15 protein-coding genes and 1 riboswitch are annotated in these 16,609 nt (G+C 58.5%); of the genes, 10 read left to right on the forward strand and 5 right to left on the reverse strand.

Annotation, left to right across the window (positions count from 1 at the left end):
* Positions 1–23 precede the first annotated feature (23 nt).
* Positions 24–1,556 carry a UxaA family hydrolase gene (locus QRN55_RS21485; RefSeq protein ID WP_284778241.1) on the reverse strand — a complete coding sequence of 511 codons (1,533 nt, stop codon included), beginning with the start codon at positions 1,554–1,556 and terminating at the stop codon, positions 24–26.
* A 34-nt stretch (positions 1,557–1,590) separates the two neighbouring features.
* Positions 1,591–2,283 (reverse strand): FadR/GntR family transcriptional regulator, encoded by a 693-nt coding sequence (locus QRN55_RS21490; protein ID WP_284778242.1) that lies wholly within the window; start codon positions 2,281–2,283, stop codon positions 1,591–1,593.
* A gap of 256 nt (positions 2,284–2,539) precedes the next feature.
* On the opposite strand from QRN55_RS21490, the gene QRN55_RS21495 reads away from it, so the two are divergent.
* The 7 genes from QRN55_RS21495 (at position 2,540) to QRN55_RS21525 (ending at position 10,521) form a co-directional block, all read left to right on the forward strand.
* Complete coding sequence (locus tag QRN55_RS21495) at positions 2,540–4,114, forward strand: sugar ABC transporter ATP-binding protein (protein ID WP_284778243.1); 1,575 nt, start codon at positions 2,540–2,542, stop codon at positions 4,112–4,114.
* A complete protein-coding gene (locus tag QRN55_RS21500) occupies positions 4,104–5,126 on the forward strand; it encodes an ABC transporter permease (protein ID WP_111841304.1) in 1,023 nt (340 codons plus the stop codon). The genes QRN55_RS21495 and QRN55_RS21500 overlap by 11 nt, the downstream gene beginning before the upstream one ends.
* Before the next feature lie 96 nt (positions 5,127–5,222).
* On the forward strand, positions 5,223–6,164 hold the full coding sequence (locus tag QRN55_RS21505; protein ID WP_284778244.1) for an ABC transporter substrate-binding protein: 942 nt from the start codon (positions 5,223–5,225) through the stop codon (positions 6,162–6,164).
* Positions 6,165–6,344: 180 nt separating this feature from the next.
* Positions 6,345–7,358 carry an aldo/keto reductase gene (locus tag QRN55_RS21510; protein ID WP_284778245.1) on the forward strand — a complete coding sequence of 338 codons (1,014 nt, stop codon included), beginning with the start codon at positions 6,345–6,347 and terminating at the stop codon, positions 7,356–7,358.
* 2 nt (positions 7,359–7,360) lie between these two features.
* The gene (locus QRN55_RS21515; protein WP_284778246.1) at positions 7,361–8,182 is read left to right on the forward strand and encodes an amidohydrolase family protein; all 822 of its coding nucleotides are present in this window, start codon (positions 7,361–7,363) and stop codon (positions 8,180–8,182) included.
* 3 nt (positions 8,183–8,185) lie between these two features.
* Positions 8,186–9,196, forward strand: a complete 1,011-nt coding sequence (locus QRN55_RS21520) for a zinc-binding alcohol dehydrogenase family protein (RefSeq protein ID WP_284778247.1) — start codon at positions 8,186–8,188, stop codon at positions 9,194–9,196.
* A gap of 47 nt (positions 9,197–9,243) precedes the next feature.
* A complete protein-coding gene (locus QRN55_RS21525) occupies positions 9,244–10,521 on the forward strand; it encodes an L-fuconate dehydratase (RefSeq protein ID WP_284778248.1) in 1,278 nt (425 codons plus the stop codon).
* Between the two features lie 126 nt (positions 10,522–10,647).
* On the opposite strand, the gene cobD is transcribed toward QRN55_RS21525, so the two are convergent.
* Entirely contained in the window at positions 10,648–11,676 is a 1,029-nt protein-coding gene (gene cobD, locus QRN55_RS21530; protein WP_284778249.1) for a threonine-phosphate decarboxylase CobD, read from the reverse strand.
* On the opposite strand from cobD, the gene cbiB reads away from it, so the two are divergent.
* The gene (cbiB, locus tag QRN55_RS21535; protein WP_284778250.1) at positions 11,675–12,640 is read left to right on the forward strand and encodes an adenosylcobinamide-phosphate synthase CbiB; all 966 of its coding nucleotides are present in this window, start codon (positions 11,675–11,677) and stop codon (positions 12,638–12,640) included. The two genes, cobD and cbiB, sit on opposite strands and share 2 nt — an antisense overlap.
* Here the strand turns inward: cbiB and QRN55_RS21540 are convergent.
* A complete protein-coding gene (locus QRN55_RS21540) occupies positions 12,627–14,084 on the reverse strand; it encodes a cobyric acid synthase (protein ID WP_284778251.1) in 1,458 nt (485 codons plus the stop codon). The two genes, cbiB and QRN55_RS21540, sit on opposite strands and share 14 nt — an antisense overlap.
* 3 nt (positions 14,085–14,087) lie before the next feature.
* Positions 14,088–14,705, reverse strand: a complete 618-nt coding sequence (cobO, locus tag QRN55_RS21545; RefSeq protein WP_284778252.1) for a cob(I)yrinic acid a,c-diamide adenosyltransferase — start codon at positions 14,703–14,705, stop codon at positions 14,088–14,090.
* A 121-nt stretch (positions 14,706–14,826) separates the two neighbouring features.
* Positions 14,827–15,037, forward strand: a riboswitch (cobalamin riboswitch).
* A 115-nt stretch (positions 15,038–15,152) separates the two neighbouring features.
* Here cobO and QRN55_RS21550 point away from each other — a divergent pair.
* Together QRN55_RS21550 and cobW are read left to right on the forward strand one after the other, a co-directional pair.
* Positions 15,153–15,578, forward strand: coding sequence for a DUF1636 family protein (locus QRN55_RS21550; RefSeq protein ID WP_284778253.1), 426 nt, complete (start codon positions 15,153–15,155; stop codon positions 15,576–15,578).
* A complete protein-coding gene (gene cobW / locus QRN55_RS21555) occupies positions 15,572–16,609 on the forward strand; it encodes a cobalamin biosynthesis protein CobW (RefSeq protein ID WP_112501153.1) in 1,038 nt (345 codons plus the stop codon). The genes QRN55_RS21550 and cobW overlap by 7 nt, the downstream gene beginning before the upstream one ends.

The following is a 16,609-nucleotide window of genomic DNA, read 5'->3' on the forward strand; positions in this document are numbered from 1 at the left end:
GGTGTTTCACGTGAGACAGACCATCACGTCACTGCGCCGACCTGCCAGGGCACGAACTCGTTGTCGCCGTAGTCGTAGATTTCACTAACGGTCTTGTCGCCCGACGCAACGGCGATGATGTGCTCAAAAATTCGGTTGCCGGATTCTTCGATGGTTTCATGACCGGTGACAATCTCGCCGCAGTTAATGTCCATGTCTTCCTTCATGTGCTCGTACATTTCGGAATTAGTGGCAATCTTGATGCAAGGCGATGGTTTGAAACCCGAGACCGAACCTCGGCCCGTGGTGAAGCAGATGACATTGCAGCCACCCGCCACCTGCCCAGTTACAGCAACAGGGTCGTAGCCGGGTGTGTCCATGAACACAAAACCGGGTTCAGTAACGGTTTCAGCGAACTCATAGACGGCTTTCAACGGCATCGATCCGCCCTTGGCGACAGCCCCTAATGATTTTTCAAGGATGGTCGTGAGGCCGCCCAGCTTGTTGCCATGGGACGGATTGTTGTTCAGCTCATCACCGTTGCGGGCTGTGTAGTCCCGCCACCAGTCGATGCGTTGCAACAGTTTTTCCGCCACCGCAGGCGTCACGGCTCTGCGGGTCAGCAGATGTTCGGCGCCATAGATTTCAGGCGTTTCCGAAAGAACCGTGGTCCCGCCGTTGCGCACGATAAGGTCCGACGCGTAGCCCAGCGCAGGATTGGCCGAGATGCCGGAATAGCCATCCGACCCGCCGCATTCCAAGGCTACTTTCAGCGCCGATAGCGGCTGCTCTGTCCTTTTGGCAGCATTCACGCCCGGCAGCATTTCCTTGATGTTAGCAATCGCCGCATCGATCGTCTTGCGCGTGCCGCCATGTTGCTGGATCGTCATGGTGCGCAGACGCTCGCCCTCTTCCATCCTGTAATGTTCAAGAATGGGCGCAATCTGATTGGTTTCGCAGCCCAGCCCGATCAGAAGAATACCTCCGAAATTGGGATGGCGGGCATAGCCCTGGATTGTCCGTATCAAAAGACGGTAGCCTTCGGACTTGGTGTTCAGCGCACAGCCGGTGCCGTGAGTCAGCGCGACGACGCCATCGACGTTGTCGAATCCCTCGAGACCACCCTGCTTGTTGAAGTAATCCGCGATGTAGCGCGAGACCGTGGCGGAACAGTTTACCGAAGCGATGACGCCGATGTAGTTGCGCGTGCCGACGCCACCAGCACCGCGATCAAAGCCCATGAAGGTGCGCCGCTCGCTGAGCGGCAACATGCCCTTTTCTTCGATATCGACGCTGAACTGGTGGGAATGTTCCGACGGTACCATGGCGAGGTTGTGCAGGTGAACATGGCGACCGGGCTCGATATCCTGCGTGGCGACGCCGATGACCTGCCCGTATTTCAGCACCTCCTCACCGCTTCTGATGGTGCTGAGAGCGACCTTGTGCCCACGCCCGATCAGTTCCACGGCCTTGAGGTCGCCACGACCGGTGGCACCTCCGGGCTGAATCGATCGGCGCGCGACGGCGACGTTGTCACGCGCGTTCAGCTGAATGGTGGCTTCGCTATTGTCTGTCACGCGGTCTCCTCCTCGCGATTATCTTTTGTCGAAATCAGTTCTCGACCCATCGCCGTCTGGAGCTGTCCAGATGGCTGTGCATCGTGGCTTGCGCCAGCAATGAGTCCTTTGCCTCAAGTGCGGCCAAAATGGCCTCATGCTCCTGCAAGGCGTAAACCCAGGTGTCGCGGTCTTCGAACTTTACGCGAAACTGCGCCGAAATTGGGCTGTGTCGCTCATCGAAAAGATCTCCGACCAAACGCGCGAGCACGCTGTTACCCGATTGCTCGGCAATAAGAACATGGAACTGACGGTCCTGGTCCAGCGGCTTTCGCCCGGCATCGATCTCGATACGCATGGCATCCAGCGTTGCGCGCAGCGTTTCGAGCGCCTGCGCATCGATGCGGCTGGTTGCCAGAAGCACGGTGCTCCCCTCAAGTGCCGCGCGCGCCTGCATCAGCTCCGACGGGCTTTCTCCCAAAGACTTCGTACGACCTGGCGACTGGACGGGCTCGGCAGACACATAGACGCCTGACCCCATGCGGATTTCTACGCTACCATCGATCTCGAGCGCAATCAGGGCCTCGCGCAGGGACGGGCGTGACACACCCAGCTTTTGCGCCAGCTCACGCTCGGCAGGCAGGCGTGCGCCCGCTTGAAACTCGCCATTCTCGATCAGCTCGCGGATCTGGTCTGCGATCTGCTGATACAATCTGCGCGGTTCGATGTTTTTGGCCTGACCACTCATGCGACTTTTCTGACGACGTTCGATGCTTCTTAACTTTGGCCTTACCGTATCGACATCGTGGGCATGAAGCAAGATATTGTTTACTACATTGAAATTAAAAGATAATTCTAAATTTCTCCAGTGCCGTTTCGTATATCGCCAATCTCTTTTTTATATCTCATCGGACAATTGGCTTGACCACAGAAAAAATGCGGCCTAACCATTCCGCCCATCGCAGCACCTTGAGTGGAGTCAGGGCGCTATCGGGAGGAACAAGATGTCGCACAGCGCATCGACTGTTGAGGATGCTGCCGCAGCCGGTCAAACGGCGCGCGAGCATGGTCGCATTTTGCTGCGCCTTGATCACATCAGCAAGGAATTTCCCGGCGTCAAAGCGCTGAGCGACGTGCAATTCGATCTGCGTTCCGGCGAAGTTCACGCCGTCTGCGGCGAGAACGGCGCGGGCAAGTCCACGTTGATGAAGATCGTCAGCGGCGTCTATCAGCCGACCAGCGGCACCATCGTGCACAAGGGTCGGACCGTTCAATACGCCTCGCCGCTCGAATCCGAAGCTGCCGGTATTGCCATTATCCATCAGGAACTCAACCTCGTGCCCCACCTCAGCGTGGCCGAGAACATTTATCTGGCGCGCGAGCCGCGAAAAGGTTTTCTCGTCGACCGCAAGACATTGCGCAGCAACGCCAAGCGCTGCCTCGACCGCCTCGGTGTCGATCTCAACCCGGATCAACTGGTGCGTGGACTATCCGTGGCGCAATGTCAGATGGTGGAGATCGCCAAGGCGCTTTCGCTCGATGCGGAAGTTCTCATCATGGACGAGCCTACGTCTTCGCTGACGGAGCAGGAGACGCGTCTTCTGTTCAAGGTCATCCGCGATCTCAAAGCGTCGGGTGTCGGCATTGTCTATATCTCGCACCGGCTTGATGAAATGGCCGAGATCGTGGATCGCGTGACGGTACTGCGCGACGGGCGCTATATTTCTACCGATGACTTCGCCGATGTTACCGTGGATGACATCGTGACCCGAATGGTCGGTCGTTCGCTGGAAGACAAGTTTCCAGAGAGAACATCGAAGCCGACCGATGAGGTAATATTTTCGGTCAAGGGGCTGACGCGGACCGGCGTGTTTCACGATGTGAGCTTCGAACTGCGGCGCGGTGAAATACTCGGCTTCGCGGGGCTCATGGGCGCAGGCCGCACGGAAGTGGCACGCGCCATCTTCGGGGCGGATGCTTTCGATGCCGGGACGATCACATTCGAGGGCCGCGAGTTGTCGATAAAATCACCTCAGGACGCCATTGCCGAAGGCATCGCCTATCTGTCCGAGGATCGCAAAAGCGATGGCCTCGCGATCAAGATGTCGGTGGCGGCCAATACGTCCCTTGCGAATATGGATGCGGTATCCAACCGCTTCGGTCTGATCGATTTCAAGAAGCATGACGATGTGGCGCGCCGCTATGTCGATCTTTTGAACGTCCGCACGCCGTCCATCAAACAGACCGTTCGTCTTCTATCCGGCGGCAACCAGCAGAAGATCATCATCGGAAAATGGCTGTTTCGGCAGTCGCGCGTGCTGTTCTTCGATGAGCCGACGCGCGGCATCGATGTCGGGGCAAAGTTTGCGATCTACAAGATCATGGACGAGCTGGCGGCAAAAGGTATCGGCGTCATTCTCATCAGTTCGGAACTGCCGGAAGTGCTCGGTCTGACAGACCGGATCGCCGTGTTCCACGAGGGAACGATTACCGGCATCGTCGAGACGGCCAAAACCACCCAGGAAGAAATCATGCGCTATGCCTCCGGCTATAGCAGTGGGGATAGACATGTCAGATAGTGCACCGCCACCCAAGAGCTTCGCCTTCAGCGACCGGCAGAAGGACATCATCCAGAAATTCGCAGCACTCGGCAGCCTTGTCGTGCTGACCATGGTTTTTTCGGCCACCAGCAGTGCGTTTTTTACCGTCAACAACGCCATGACGATCGCGCTTCAGGTGACCTCGATTGCGCTTTTGGGCATTGGCGCAACCTGCGTCATCATCACCGGCGGTATCGATCTTTCGGTCGGTTCCGTTCTGGCATTGGCTGGCGTGGTCGCAGCACTCGCCGTAAAAGAGCTTGGCATGCCGGTGCCGGTGGGCATGTTCTTCGGCATTCTGACCGGGTCGCTGTGCGGCCTCATCAACGGATTGCTGGTCACGCGCTTCCGGCTTCCGCCCTTCATCGCCACCCTTGGCATGATGCTGATTGCCCGCGGCGTGGCTTTGCAGATCACCGGCGCCCGCGCCGTATCGGGCCTTGGAGAATCCTTCGGCGAGCTTGGCAATGGCGCATTGTTCCGCATCGTCACCATCGGCGATGATGGTTTCCCCAATGTCGTTTTCCCGGGCATCCCCTATCCGGTCATTCTGATGATCGTTATCGCGATTGCCGTGTCCTTCATGCTAAACCGTTCTGTACTCGGGCGTCATATCTACGCGGTGGGCTCCAATGCTGAAGCCGCCCGTCTTTCCGGCGTCAACGTCTCCAGAGTCACCAATTTCACCTATATCCTGTCCGGCACGCTGGCTGGGCTGACCGGCTGCGTGCTGATGTCGCGACTGGTGACGGCGCAGCCGAATGAAGGCGTCATGTATGAGCTGGATGCGATTGCCAGTGCGGTGATCGGCGGCACGTCGCTGATCGGTGGCGTCGGCACGATCTCCGGCACCGCGATTGGCGCATTCGTCATCGGCATTTTGCGCAACGGTCTCAACATGAACGGCGTCTCTGCCTTTACCCAGCAAATCATCATCGGTCTGGTCATTCTGGGCACGGTGTGGATCGATCAGCTGCGCAACCGCCGCTGATCGAACAAACAGGTTCACATGGGGTGCGGACCCTTTCCGCGGGATACCGGCGAGACGACGAGGAGATATCGCTTGGCCGGACTAATGGAGGACAACATGAAGAAACTGACCACTGTTCTTTTGACCTCGGTCATCGCCCTGTGGAGCGTATCCACGGTTCAGGCTGGTGAAATCGCCGTGATCGTCAAGACCGTCAATTCGACCTTCTGGCAGAACGTGCAGAAGGGCGCTGATGCGGCCATCAAGGCTTCGACCGGCAACACCATGACCTTCCAGGGCCCTGCCTCGGAATCGGCCATCGCCGATCAGGTCAACATGGTGGAAAACGCCGTCAACCGTAAGGTCTCAGGCATCGTTCTGGCGCCTTCTGACCCGGACGCGCTGGTCCCCGCCGTCAAGAAGGCATGGGAAGCCCGTATTCCCGTGGTGATCGTCGACTCGCAGCTGGCCAAGGGTGCGGAGCAATATTACCAGTCCTTCCTTGCAACCGACAATAAAAAGGCTGGTGAGCTTGCGGCCCAGGCGCTGATCGACAAGGTCGGCAAGGAAGGCAAGATTGCCGTGATGTCCTACGTTGCGGGCGCCGGCTCTGAAATCGGCCGCGTCGGTGGTTTCACCGATTACATCAAGGCCAATTCCAAGCTTCAGATCGTCGGCCCCTATTACTCGCAGTCGCAGATGGCGACCGCGTTGAACCAGACGACCGACGTTCTCGCTGCCAATTCCGATCTGAAGGGCATCTTCGGCGCGAATGAGCCGACAGCCATCGGCGTTGGCCGCGCATTGGCACAATCCGGCAAGGCTGGCAAGGTCGTCGCCATCGGCTTCGACGGTAATCAGGACCTTCAGGGTTTCGTCAAGGATGGCACGCTGGCCGGTATCGTCGTTCAGGGTTCATACCAGATGGGCGAACTTGGCGTTCAGACGGTTTCGAAGTTGATCGCCAAGGAAAAGGTCGAGAAGTTCGTCGATACGGGCGTCGTTGTCGTGACCAAGGACAATATCGACAAGCCGGAAGCCAAGAACGTTCTGTACTAACGCTTCCTTCGTCATGCTCGGGCTTGTCCCGAGCATCTACCACCGTTGCATTTTGTGCGACATGGTTGGAGCCTTGGGACAAGCCCGAGGATGACGAATAGGGAAAAGCGACCGTTCCACCAATTTGAACGGGGATGCTGCGTTGACCTTGAGAGATGCGAATTTGAGAAAGCCTGTGCCATGAAAGTCTCCGATAAACGCAAATTGCCCCGTCGCGACGTCGATGTGACCCTGATGGGTCTCGGCTGTGCCCAGATGGGCAACCTCTATCGCGTCACGCCCTACGAGGAATCGAAGGGTGCGTTCGACACGGCTTGGAAGCACGGCATACGTTATTTCGATACCGCACCGTTTTATGGTTATACCCGCTCCGAGCGGCGGCTTGGCACGATGGTGACGGAGCATGAGAGGGCGGACTATACACTCAGCACCAAGGTTGGCCGCGTCATGGTGCCGGACGAAACCGTAGGGCCGGAAGAGGACGCCTATATCGCGCCCCTCCCCTTCCGTCCGGTCTATGATTACTCCCATGACGGCATTTTGCGCTCCTTCGAGGCCAGCCAGCAGCGACTTGGCATCCTGAAACCCGATATTCTCTACATCCATGACATCGGTTCCGTCACGCATGGCGACAAGCACCGGCATTATTGGCAGCAACTGACGGAGGGCGGCGGCTTCAAGGCGCTGACCAGATTGCGCGACGAAGGCTCTACCGGAGCCATCGGCCTTGGCGTCAATGAATGGGAAGTTGTTCGTGACGCGATGGAGGTCTTCGATATCGACATCGCCATGCTGGCCGGACGCTACACGCTTCTGGAACAGAGCAGTCTCGACTTTATGGACAATTGCACGAAACGCGGCGTCGGCATCGTCGTGGCCGGTGCCTTCAACTCCGGCATTCTGGCTGGCAATCGCAAGTTCAATTATGCGGACGCGCCTGCCGATATCATCGCAAAGGTGGATGCCTTGCATGAGGTTTGTGAGGAGCTGGGTGTGTCCTTGCAGGCCGCAGCCCTGCAGTTTCCGTTAGCACATCCGGCATCGGTGACGGTGGTATCCGGCGCGCGCAATGCACAACAACTTTCCGCCAACATCGAGTGGTTCGAGCAGGATATTCCGGTCGAGTTCTGGCACGAGCTGGAACGGCGAGGCCTGCTGGCTGAAGGTGTACCGGTGCCGGGGGCTCAGGCCTGATCATGCGGATCGACGCCCATCAGCATTTCTGGCTTTTGAAAGATCACGCGGGAGACTGGCCACCACCATCGCTGGAGCTCATCTACCGCGATTTTCTGCCGGATGATCTGATACCGCTCCTGCAAAAAGCCGGGATTGACGGCACCGTGCTGGTCCAGACCATGGAAAACGCCGGTGATACCGATTTCATGCTGGGGCTGGCAGACGATAACGACTTCATCAAGGGCGTCGTCGGCTGGGTGGACATGAAGGCAGCCAATGCGCCCGATGAGATAAGACGCCGTGCAGCGCATCCACGTTTCAAAGGCGTCAGGCCGATGTTGCAAGGTATGGAGGATGTCGCATGGATCGACGATCCCGCACTCACGCCTGCAGTCGATACATTGGTCGAACTGGGGTTGGTCTTCGATGCGCTGGTTTTACCGCCCAACCTGCCGTATCTCCTGAATTTCGCCAAGCGCCATCCAGCCCTGCCCATCGTAATCGACCACGGTGCCAAGCCGTTGATCGCCACGGGCCATTATAGCGCCTGGCGACGAAATATGGCGGCGCTTGCCGCGCTGCCGAACCTTCACTGTAAGCTTTCCGGCCTGCTGACCGAACGCGGTGATCAAAAGCCGCAAGCCATGCGACCCTATGCCGAGACCATATTGGAGCTTTTTGGGCAGGAACGTGTGTTGTTCGGTAGCGATTGGCCAGTTCTGCGGCTTGCGGGCGATTATCAGGAATGGCTGGATGTCTGCCGCGATATCGTGCCCGTTGCCGATCATGATGCGGTGTTTGGGGACACTGCCGTGCGTTTCTACTCTCTTGTAAACAGGTGAACCATGCTGGCGATTTTCTGCGATAAACCGGGGCTTCTCAGCGCCAAGGACCTGCCGAAACCGCATCGGGCCGAAGGCGAAGTCCTGGTCCGCATCCGCCGCATTGGTGTGTGTGGCACGGACCTGCATATTTTCACCGGGAACCAGCCCTATTTGTCCTACCCTCGTATCATGGGCCACGAACTCTCCGGTACGGTGGAAGAGGCGCCTGATGGCAGCGCGCTGTCCAAGGGCGATATCGTCACCGTCATTCCCTACATGTCCTGCGGGAAATGCAATGCATGCTTGAAAGGCAAGAGCAATTGCTGCCGCAATATCGGCGTCCTGGGCGTACACCGCGATGGCGGTATGGTGGAGTATCTGAGCGTTCCACAGCAGTTCGTGTTGAAGGCGGAAGGTCTGAGCCTCGATCAGGCTGCAATGACCGAGTTTCTTGCCATCGGCGCCCACGCGGTCCGACGCGCTGCCGTCGAAGCGGGGCAGAGCGTGCTGATCGTAGGCGCAGGGCCCATCGGCATGGCCGTCGCCGTCTTTGCCGTTCTCAACGGTGGCGTCGTCACCATGATCGACAGCCGTCAGGACCGCCTCAATTTCTGCCGCAACGAACTCGGCGTCTCCCACACCGTGCCACTGGGAGAAGGTGACAAGGATCATCTCAGCGAACTGACCGATGGTGATTTCTTCGATGCCGTCTTTGATGCCACGGGCAATCCGAAGGCCATGGAACGTGGCTTTTCCTTCGTCGGCCACGGCGGGACCTATGTGCTGGTTTCCATCGTCGCCAGCGACATCAGTTTCAACGACCCGGAATTTCACAAGCGCGAGACCACCCTTCTGGGCAGTCGCAACGCGACCCTTGAGGATTTCGAGGCAGTTCTGGAGGCGCAGCGCGCCGGGCGGGTGCCGGAGGCGCTGATCACCCATCGCATGACGCTCGCCGAAGTGCCCTCGCGTTTTGCAGACCTGACCAACCCGAAAGCGGGTGTCATTAAAGGCATGGTCGAGATTGCCTAACCCTGCCTGCCACCTATTTCCATGATCTCTGACCACGAGTACCGGCCATGACAAAAATTACCGACCTGCGCGTTTTCGATCTGCGTTTTCCCACCTCCCAGAGCCTTGATGGGTCCGATGCGATGAACCCGGACCCGGATTATTCGGCAGCCTACGTCATTCTGGATACGGATGACGGCGATCTCAAGGGACACGGCCTGACCTTCACCATCGGGCGCGGCAATGATATTTGCTGCATGGCCATCAAGGCCATGCGCCATCTTGTTGTTGGTACGGAGCTTTCGACCGTGCTGGAAAATCCCGGCAAATACTGGCGTCACCTCACCAGCGACAGCCAGTTGCGCTGGATTGGCCCGGATAAAGGCGCCATGCATCTGGCAACCGGTGCCGTCGTTAATGCCGTGTGGGATTTGCTGGCCAAAAAGGCGGGCAAACCGGTCTGGCAACTGGTGGCCGATATGAGCCCGGAGCAGATCGCCGATATCGTCGATTACCGATACCTGACCGATGTACTGACCCGCGATGATGCGCTCGCAATCCTGAAGAAGGCTGAGAGCGGCAAGGCGGAACGGATCGAAATCCTCAAAAGCGAAGGCTACGCCTGCTATACGACGTCAGCTGGCTGGCTGGGATACGGAGACGAGAAGCTGCGTCGTCTCTGCCAGGGAGCCATCGATGCCGGTTTCAACCACGTGAAGATGAAGGTAGGGCGCGATCTCGAAGACGATATTCGTCGCCTGACCATTGCGCGTGAGGTGATCGGCCCCGATCGGTATTTGATGATCGATGCCAACCAGGTCTGGGAGGTCGATCAGGCCATCGACTGGGTCAACAAGCTCGCTTTCGCCAAGCCCTTCTTCATCGAGGAGCCAACGAGCCCCGACGATGTGGCAGGCCATCGCAAAATCCGCCAGGCCATCGGTTCGGTGAAGGTGGCAACTGGCGAAATGTGCCAGAACCGCATCATATTCAAACAGTTCATCGCGGAAGGTGCCATAGACGTGGTGCAGATCGATAGCTGCCGCATGGGTGGATTGAACGAAGTTTTGGCCGTGCTGCTGATCGCCGCAAAATACGATCTGCCCGTCTGGCCGCATGCGGGCGGTGTCGGGCTTTGCGAATATGTGCAGCACCTGTCGATGATCGATTATCTGGTGGTTTCTGGCACGAAGGAGGGCCGCGTGATCGAATACGTCGATCACCTGCATGAGCACTTCATCGAGCCCTGCGACATCAGGGATGCCGCCTATATGCCGCCGACCATGCCGGGATTCTCAATCGAGATGAAGCCTGAAACGATCGAGGCTTATACGTTTAAGGGGTAGACGCTCGCGGATTTGCTGCCCCTCAATCTTCGGGCTCGCTCCGAGAATCTGACCACGTTTGATGTTGGGGTTCGTTAGATCCTCGGGACATGCCCGAGGATGACGGAATTTGACTGAGATCGGGCTTTAAAAGCTGGCCAAGGCCGCTTCCAATCTTGTCCACTCCGCTTTGTTGCCCGGCAGGCCAAAGCGGAGATCGGCTGGCCTTTCATCGAAACTGCGCGTGAGAATGCCGTTTTCCATCAAATGTTTGAATAAAGTAGGGGCTCGTTCATCTCTGACCAAAGTGAACAGGGACGTTCCCCCGAAAATCGAAAAACCGGCTGCGCCAAAGCGATCATTAAGTCGCTTTGAATTTTCTTTTAGCCGGAGTCGCATCTCTGCGCTCCAGGCCGTATCTGCGAGCGCTTCGGTTGCGATATGCAGCGCAGGACCCGAGACCGCCCACGGTCCCAGCCTTGATTCGAGGTCTCCGGCGATATCAGGATGGGCGACGGCGAAGCCGAGGCGCACGCCTGCCATGCCATAGAACTTGCCGAAGGAGCGCATAACGACGAGGCTATCTGAGGTCGCGGCGTCCGCGATGCTTTCTGCATCGCCCGTTTCGATGAAGGCTTCGTCCACCACCAGCAGTCCGCCTTTTTTGCGCATGGCATCGGCCAGTGCGAGCAGTTCTGACCTCGCCGACATGCGACCATCGGGATTATTTGGGTTGATGACGACGGCGTAGTCGAAGGCAGCGAGATCGGCGAAATTATCGACTTCGCTGACCGATAGTCCCGCTATTTGTGCGGTACGCGCGTGTTCCGCATAGGCGGGCGACAGGACACCACAGCGTTTTGCGCCGCGCCGAACCGCCATCTGCGCAAGCAGTGGCATCAGCATTTGCGTTCCTGGCGCTGCCACGATGTGCGCCTCCGATGGTGCGTTGAAGGCCGCGGCGGCGATCTCTTTCAGCGTTTCCACGGCACCCGGTTCCGGCAGGCGGGCAAAGGCGCTGGCGGGAATTGGCGAATGGGGGTAGGAGTGCGGATTGATCCCGGTGGAAAGGTCGATCCACGGTTCGGGTGCCCTAGGAAAAAGCTGGCGCGCCCGTCCCAGATTGCCCCCATGGCGGATCGCCGGTTGCGCTTTGTCTGGTACCCTCTCGCCCATGTTCTTCGCTCTCGCTTTCCTGTCCCTGCTGATCGAACGCCTTGTCGGCTATCCCGACTGGCTGTTCAAACGCATCGGCCATCCCGTGACCTGGATTGGTTCGCTTATCGCCCTCCTCGACAGAAAATGGAACCGGGAAGGCGACTCATTTTCGCGTCGCAAGGGCTTCGGTGTCGCAGCTCTCGCTGTTTTTCTGGGTTTGACGGTGTTGATTGCCTGGCTATTGCAGTCGGCACTCTTATGGCTTCCACTCGGATTGCTGATCGTTGCACTGCTTGGCGCATCGCTTCCAGCGCAGAAAAGCCTAGAGCAGCATGTCCAGGCGGTGGCGGAGGCTTTGAAACGTGACGGTATTGAGGGTGGCCGCAAGGCGGTGTCGATGATCGTCGGGCGTGATCCTGAAACGCTGGATGAGGCCGCTATCTGTCGGGCGGCGATCGAAAGTCTGGCGGAAAACTTTTCTGATGGCATCGTCGCGCCTTCCCTATGGCTCGGACTTCTTGGGTTGCCCGGTGGCGCCGGTTACAAGGCAATCAACACGGCTGATAGCATGATCGGCCATCGCTCTCCCCGCCATGAAGCCTTCGGCTGGGCCTCCGCACGGCTGGATGATCTGGTCAACCTGCCCGCTTCCCGTCTCACCGCTTTGTTGTTCGTCATGGCCGCAGTGTTCGTGAAGGATGCCTCGCCTCGTCAGGGCTTGCAGGCGATTTTCCGTGATGCGCGGCATCACCGTTCCCCAAATGCCGGATGGCCGGAGGCCGCGATGGCAGGTGCTCTGGGATTTGCGCTGGCCGGTCCACGCTCCTATGGTGGGCAGATGATCGAAGCACGGTTCATGGGTGAAGGCGGACGACGGGATTTGACCGCTGCCGATATTCACCGGGCACTGAAGCTCGCACGCATTGCAGATGCCATGTTGATTGCATTGTTCGGGATATTGGCCTTAGCTATCGCGCTATAGCCAAGAGAGCATCGAGATCGAGATGACGCTCCATATGGTCGGCCAGCCGGTCGAGAACCGCATCCACCTGTTCCTCGTAATTGAGTGTCGAGCTTTCCCCACCCAGCCGTTTTAGCCATGCGCTGCGTTGGCGGTCATCGGCAAACAGGCCATGGATATAGGTGCCAAACACGCGGCCATTTGGCGACATCGCGCCCTCGGTGTGGTTGCCGATGGTGGAGAACGGGCGAATATCATCCGGTCCGGCGGTGACGCCTACATGCATTTCATAGCCGGAGAAGGGGATTTGATCAAAGCTCTGGCCTGTCACCGAGACGAGCCGTTTGTCACCTGTCAGTACGGTGTCCACGTCAAGCAAGCCGAGCCCTTCAATCGCGGTGGGAGCGCCTTCGATGCCCTCTGGATCAGCCACAGTTTTCCCGAGCATCTGATAGCCGCCGCACAGCCCAAGCACATAGCCTCCACGCCGCACATGCGCCTTGATATCCACGTCGAGACCGGCATGTTTCAGCGCCATCAGATCAGCGATGGTGGACTTGGAACCGCACAGCAGCACCAGCGCACAATCTGTCGGGATGACATCTCCCTGACGCACGCGGATAAGCTCGACATCGGGTTCGGCCTCCAACGGGTCGAGATCATCGAAGTTGGAGATATGCGGCAGGATGGGAACGGCGATGCGAATTTTCGCATCGGGTTTTCTTTCGCCAGCTCCACTCAACCCTAAAGCATCTTCGGCGGGCAGGCGGCTGGCATCGGCAAAATGCGGCAAGAGGCCAATCGGGTTCCAGCCGGTCTTGTCCGAAATGATGCGCATCCCCTCATCGAACAGGCTTGGATCGCCTCTGAAACGATTGACGATGAAGCCTTCGATCATCTCCGCATCGTCCGCATCCAGAACCGTCTTCGTGCCGACAAGGCTGGCGATGACACCACCCCTGTCGATATCGCCGATCAGGATCACAGGCGCATTGGCTGCGCGGGCAAAGCCCATATTGGCAATGTCATTGGCACGGAGATTGACTTCCGAAGCGCTGCCCGCGCCCTCCACCAGAACGAGATCAGCCTTGGTTTTGAGATGCTCGAAGCTTTCAAGCACGCGCGGCATCAACCCGGCTTTCATATGCTGGTAATCAGCGGCCTTGGCATTGCCGATAACCTTGCCCTGCACCACCACCTGCGCGCCCGTCTCGCTTTGCGGTTTCAGCAGCACCGGGTTCATGTGGACAGAAAGCGGTACGCCCGCCGCCCGCGCCTGCAATGCCTGCGCCCGGCCGATCTCACCGCCATCGGCAGTGACGGCTGCGTTGTTGGACATGTTCTGCGGCTTGAACGGCATGACGGACAGCCCGCGACGAACGAAAGCGCGCGCCAGCCCCGCCACCATCAGCGATTTGCCGACATCGGAGCCGGTGCCTTGAAACATCAAAACGCGCGCTGTCATGGATTAATACTCGATGCCCGATTGCGCTTTGACGCCCGCCTTGAAGTGGTGTTTGACCAGCGTCATCTCCGTTACCATGTCGGCGGCATCGATCAGCGGTTGCTTGGCGTTGCGGCCGGTGACGATGACGTGCAAGCCATCGGGGCGGTTCTGCAGGGTCTCGACCACCTCTTCCAGCGGTAGATAATCATAGCGCAGCGCGATGTTGAGTTCATCCAGCACCACGAGACCGATGGTTTCATCGGCCATCAGCATCTTAGCCTCTTCCCACGCCTTGGTCGCAGCAGCGACATCGCGCTTCAAATCCTGAGTGTCCCACGTGAAACCTTCGCCCATGGTACGCCATTCCACGCGGTCGCCAAACAGGGCCAACGCCCCCTGCTCGCCGGTCGACCAGGCGCCCTTGATGAACTGTACGATGCCGACGCGTCTGCCAGTGCCGAGCATGCGCAGGGCCAGACCGAAAGCTGCGGTGGATTTGCCTTTGCCGGGGCCGGTGTTGATCATCAGCAGACCTTTTTCGATGGTCTTTTCCGAGATTTCGGCATCCTGCACCGCCTTGCGGTTGACCATCTTGGCGCGGTGACGTTCGGCCTCGCTGTCGCTGATGTCACGGGTCATGGTGGCTCATCCTTCCGGGTCTCATGCTTTTTCAAAGCGGCGACTATAGCCAAAACGTGTTCCACGGCAATGACACGGCGGCAATGACACGGCGGCATTGACACAAAAGCACCGCAGGGCATAAGGGTTAAGGACTGACGGTCTTTTTCCGGCAACGGGAAAAGCTAAGAGGGAACACGGTGCCATTCGCGTGTGCGAACCAACCCGTGGCTGCCCCCGCAACTGTAAGCGGTGAGCCCGCGCCGAAAGCCACTGGACGAATACGTCCGGGAAGGCGGCGCAAGGGTGTCGAAGCCGCAAGCCAGGAGACCTGCCGTTTCAGGGAAAACGTCTGCCGGGCGGGGTGCTCCGGTCAGTCGGTTGTTCGAACGATGGTGTGCGTTGATCCGCATGCCGTTTTCGATATCCGCACCCCGAGACCATTGCAAAGGCGCGGAAACCATACTCTTGGATATTACATCGACATCATCAATCCTGAATGAAAAGACGGACCGTGACACCGCGCCCGGCGTCGTGGTGTATGTATGCCGCAGTTGCCGGTCCGAAGCCGATCCGAATGCGGACCCTCGCCCCGGTGCGACCCTTGCGCAGGCCGCCATTGCGTTGGGTGAAGCAGAAGGTGTCGATGTACGCAGCGTCAATTGTCTTGCCAATTGCAAGCGTGGCCTCAGTGCCGCGATGCGCAGCGCCGATGGCTGGTCCTATATGTTTGGAGCGCTGAGCGAAGACGACGCTGCCGACTTGTTGATCGGCGCGCGTCTCTTGTTTTCAGCACCCGATGGCCTCATGCCGTGGCGCGGACGGCCCGACAGTTTGAAGCGTGGCCTTGTTGCCCGCATTCCCCCTTTGAATTTTACCGAGGAGACATCATGACCACGCTCAACCGCGTTCCCTGCACCATCATCACCGGCTTTCTGGGCGCTGGCAAAACCACGCTGCTGCGCGGCCTTCTGGAAAAGCTCGAGGGCAAGCGGCTGGCCATCATCGTCAATGAGTTCGGCGATGTCGGCATCGATGGTGACATCCTCAAGGGTTGCGGCATTGAAAGCTGCCCGGAAGAAAACATCGTGGAACTGGCCAATGGCTGCATCTGCTGCACGGTGGCCGATGATTTCCAGCCTGCCATCGAGCAGATTCTGAGCCGCGAGCCACGCGTCGAGCATATTCTGATCGAAACATCGGGCCTCGCTCTGCCAAAGCCACTCGTGCAGGCCTTCCAGTGGCCGGCGATCAAGAGCCGGGTGACGGTGGATGCGGTGGTGGCTGTTGCCGATGGTGTCGCTCTGGCCGAAGGCATGGTGTCGCATGATCTGGAAGCGCTGGCCGCTCAGCGCCAAAACGACGAGGCGCTGGATCACGATGACCCGGTCGAAGAAGTCTTCGAAGACCAAATTGCCTGCGCCGATCTCATCGTTTTGACCAAGGGCGATTTGCTGGATGCAGCGGGTCTTGAACGCGCAAAGGCCCATATCAACGCGCATCTGCCGAAGGCTGCGAAGATCGTCGTGGCCTCCAATGGCGTGGTCGATCCTGCCGTTCTGATCGGCCTTGGCCTTGCAGTTGAAGAGGATATCGAAAACCGCCACACCCATCATGATGAGGAAGAAGACCACGATCACGATGAGTTCGACAGCTTCGTCGTGGAACTGGATGCCGTTACCGACGCCGAGGCCTTGGCGGCGCGTATTTCTGAAACGGCAGCATCTGAAAACGTACTGCGCATCAAGGGTTTTGTCGAAGTGTCGGCCAAGCCGATGCGGTTGCAGGTGCAGGCGGTTGGCTCGCGCGTCAACCATTATTTCGACCGTCCATGGGCAGCAGGCGAGGTGCGCCGCAGCCGTCTGGTGGTGATCGGTGAAAAAGGTCTCGACCGCGCGAAAATCGAGCGGATGCTGGCTGCCTGA

This window comes from Agrobacterium sp. lyk4-40-TYG-31 (assembly GCF_030209855.1).
Taxonomy (GTDB): domain Bacteria; phylum Pseudomonadota; class Alphaproteobacteria; order Rhizobiales; family Rhizobiaceae; genus Agrobacterium; species Agrobacterium vaccinii.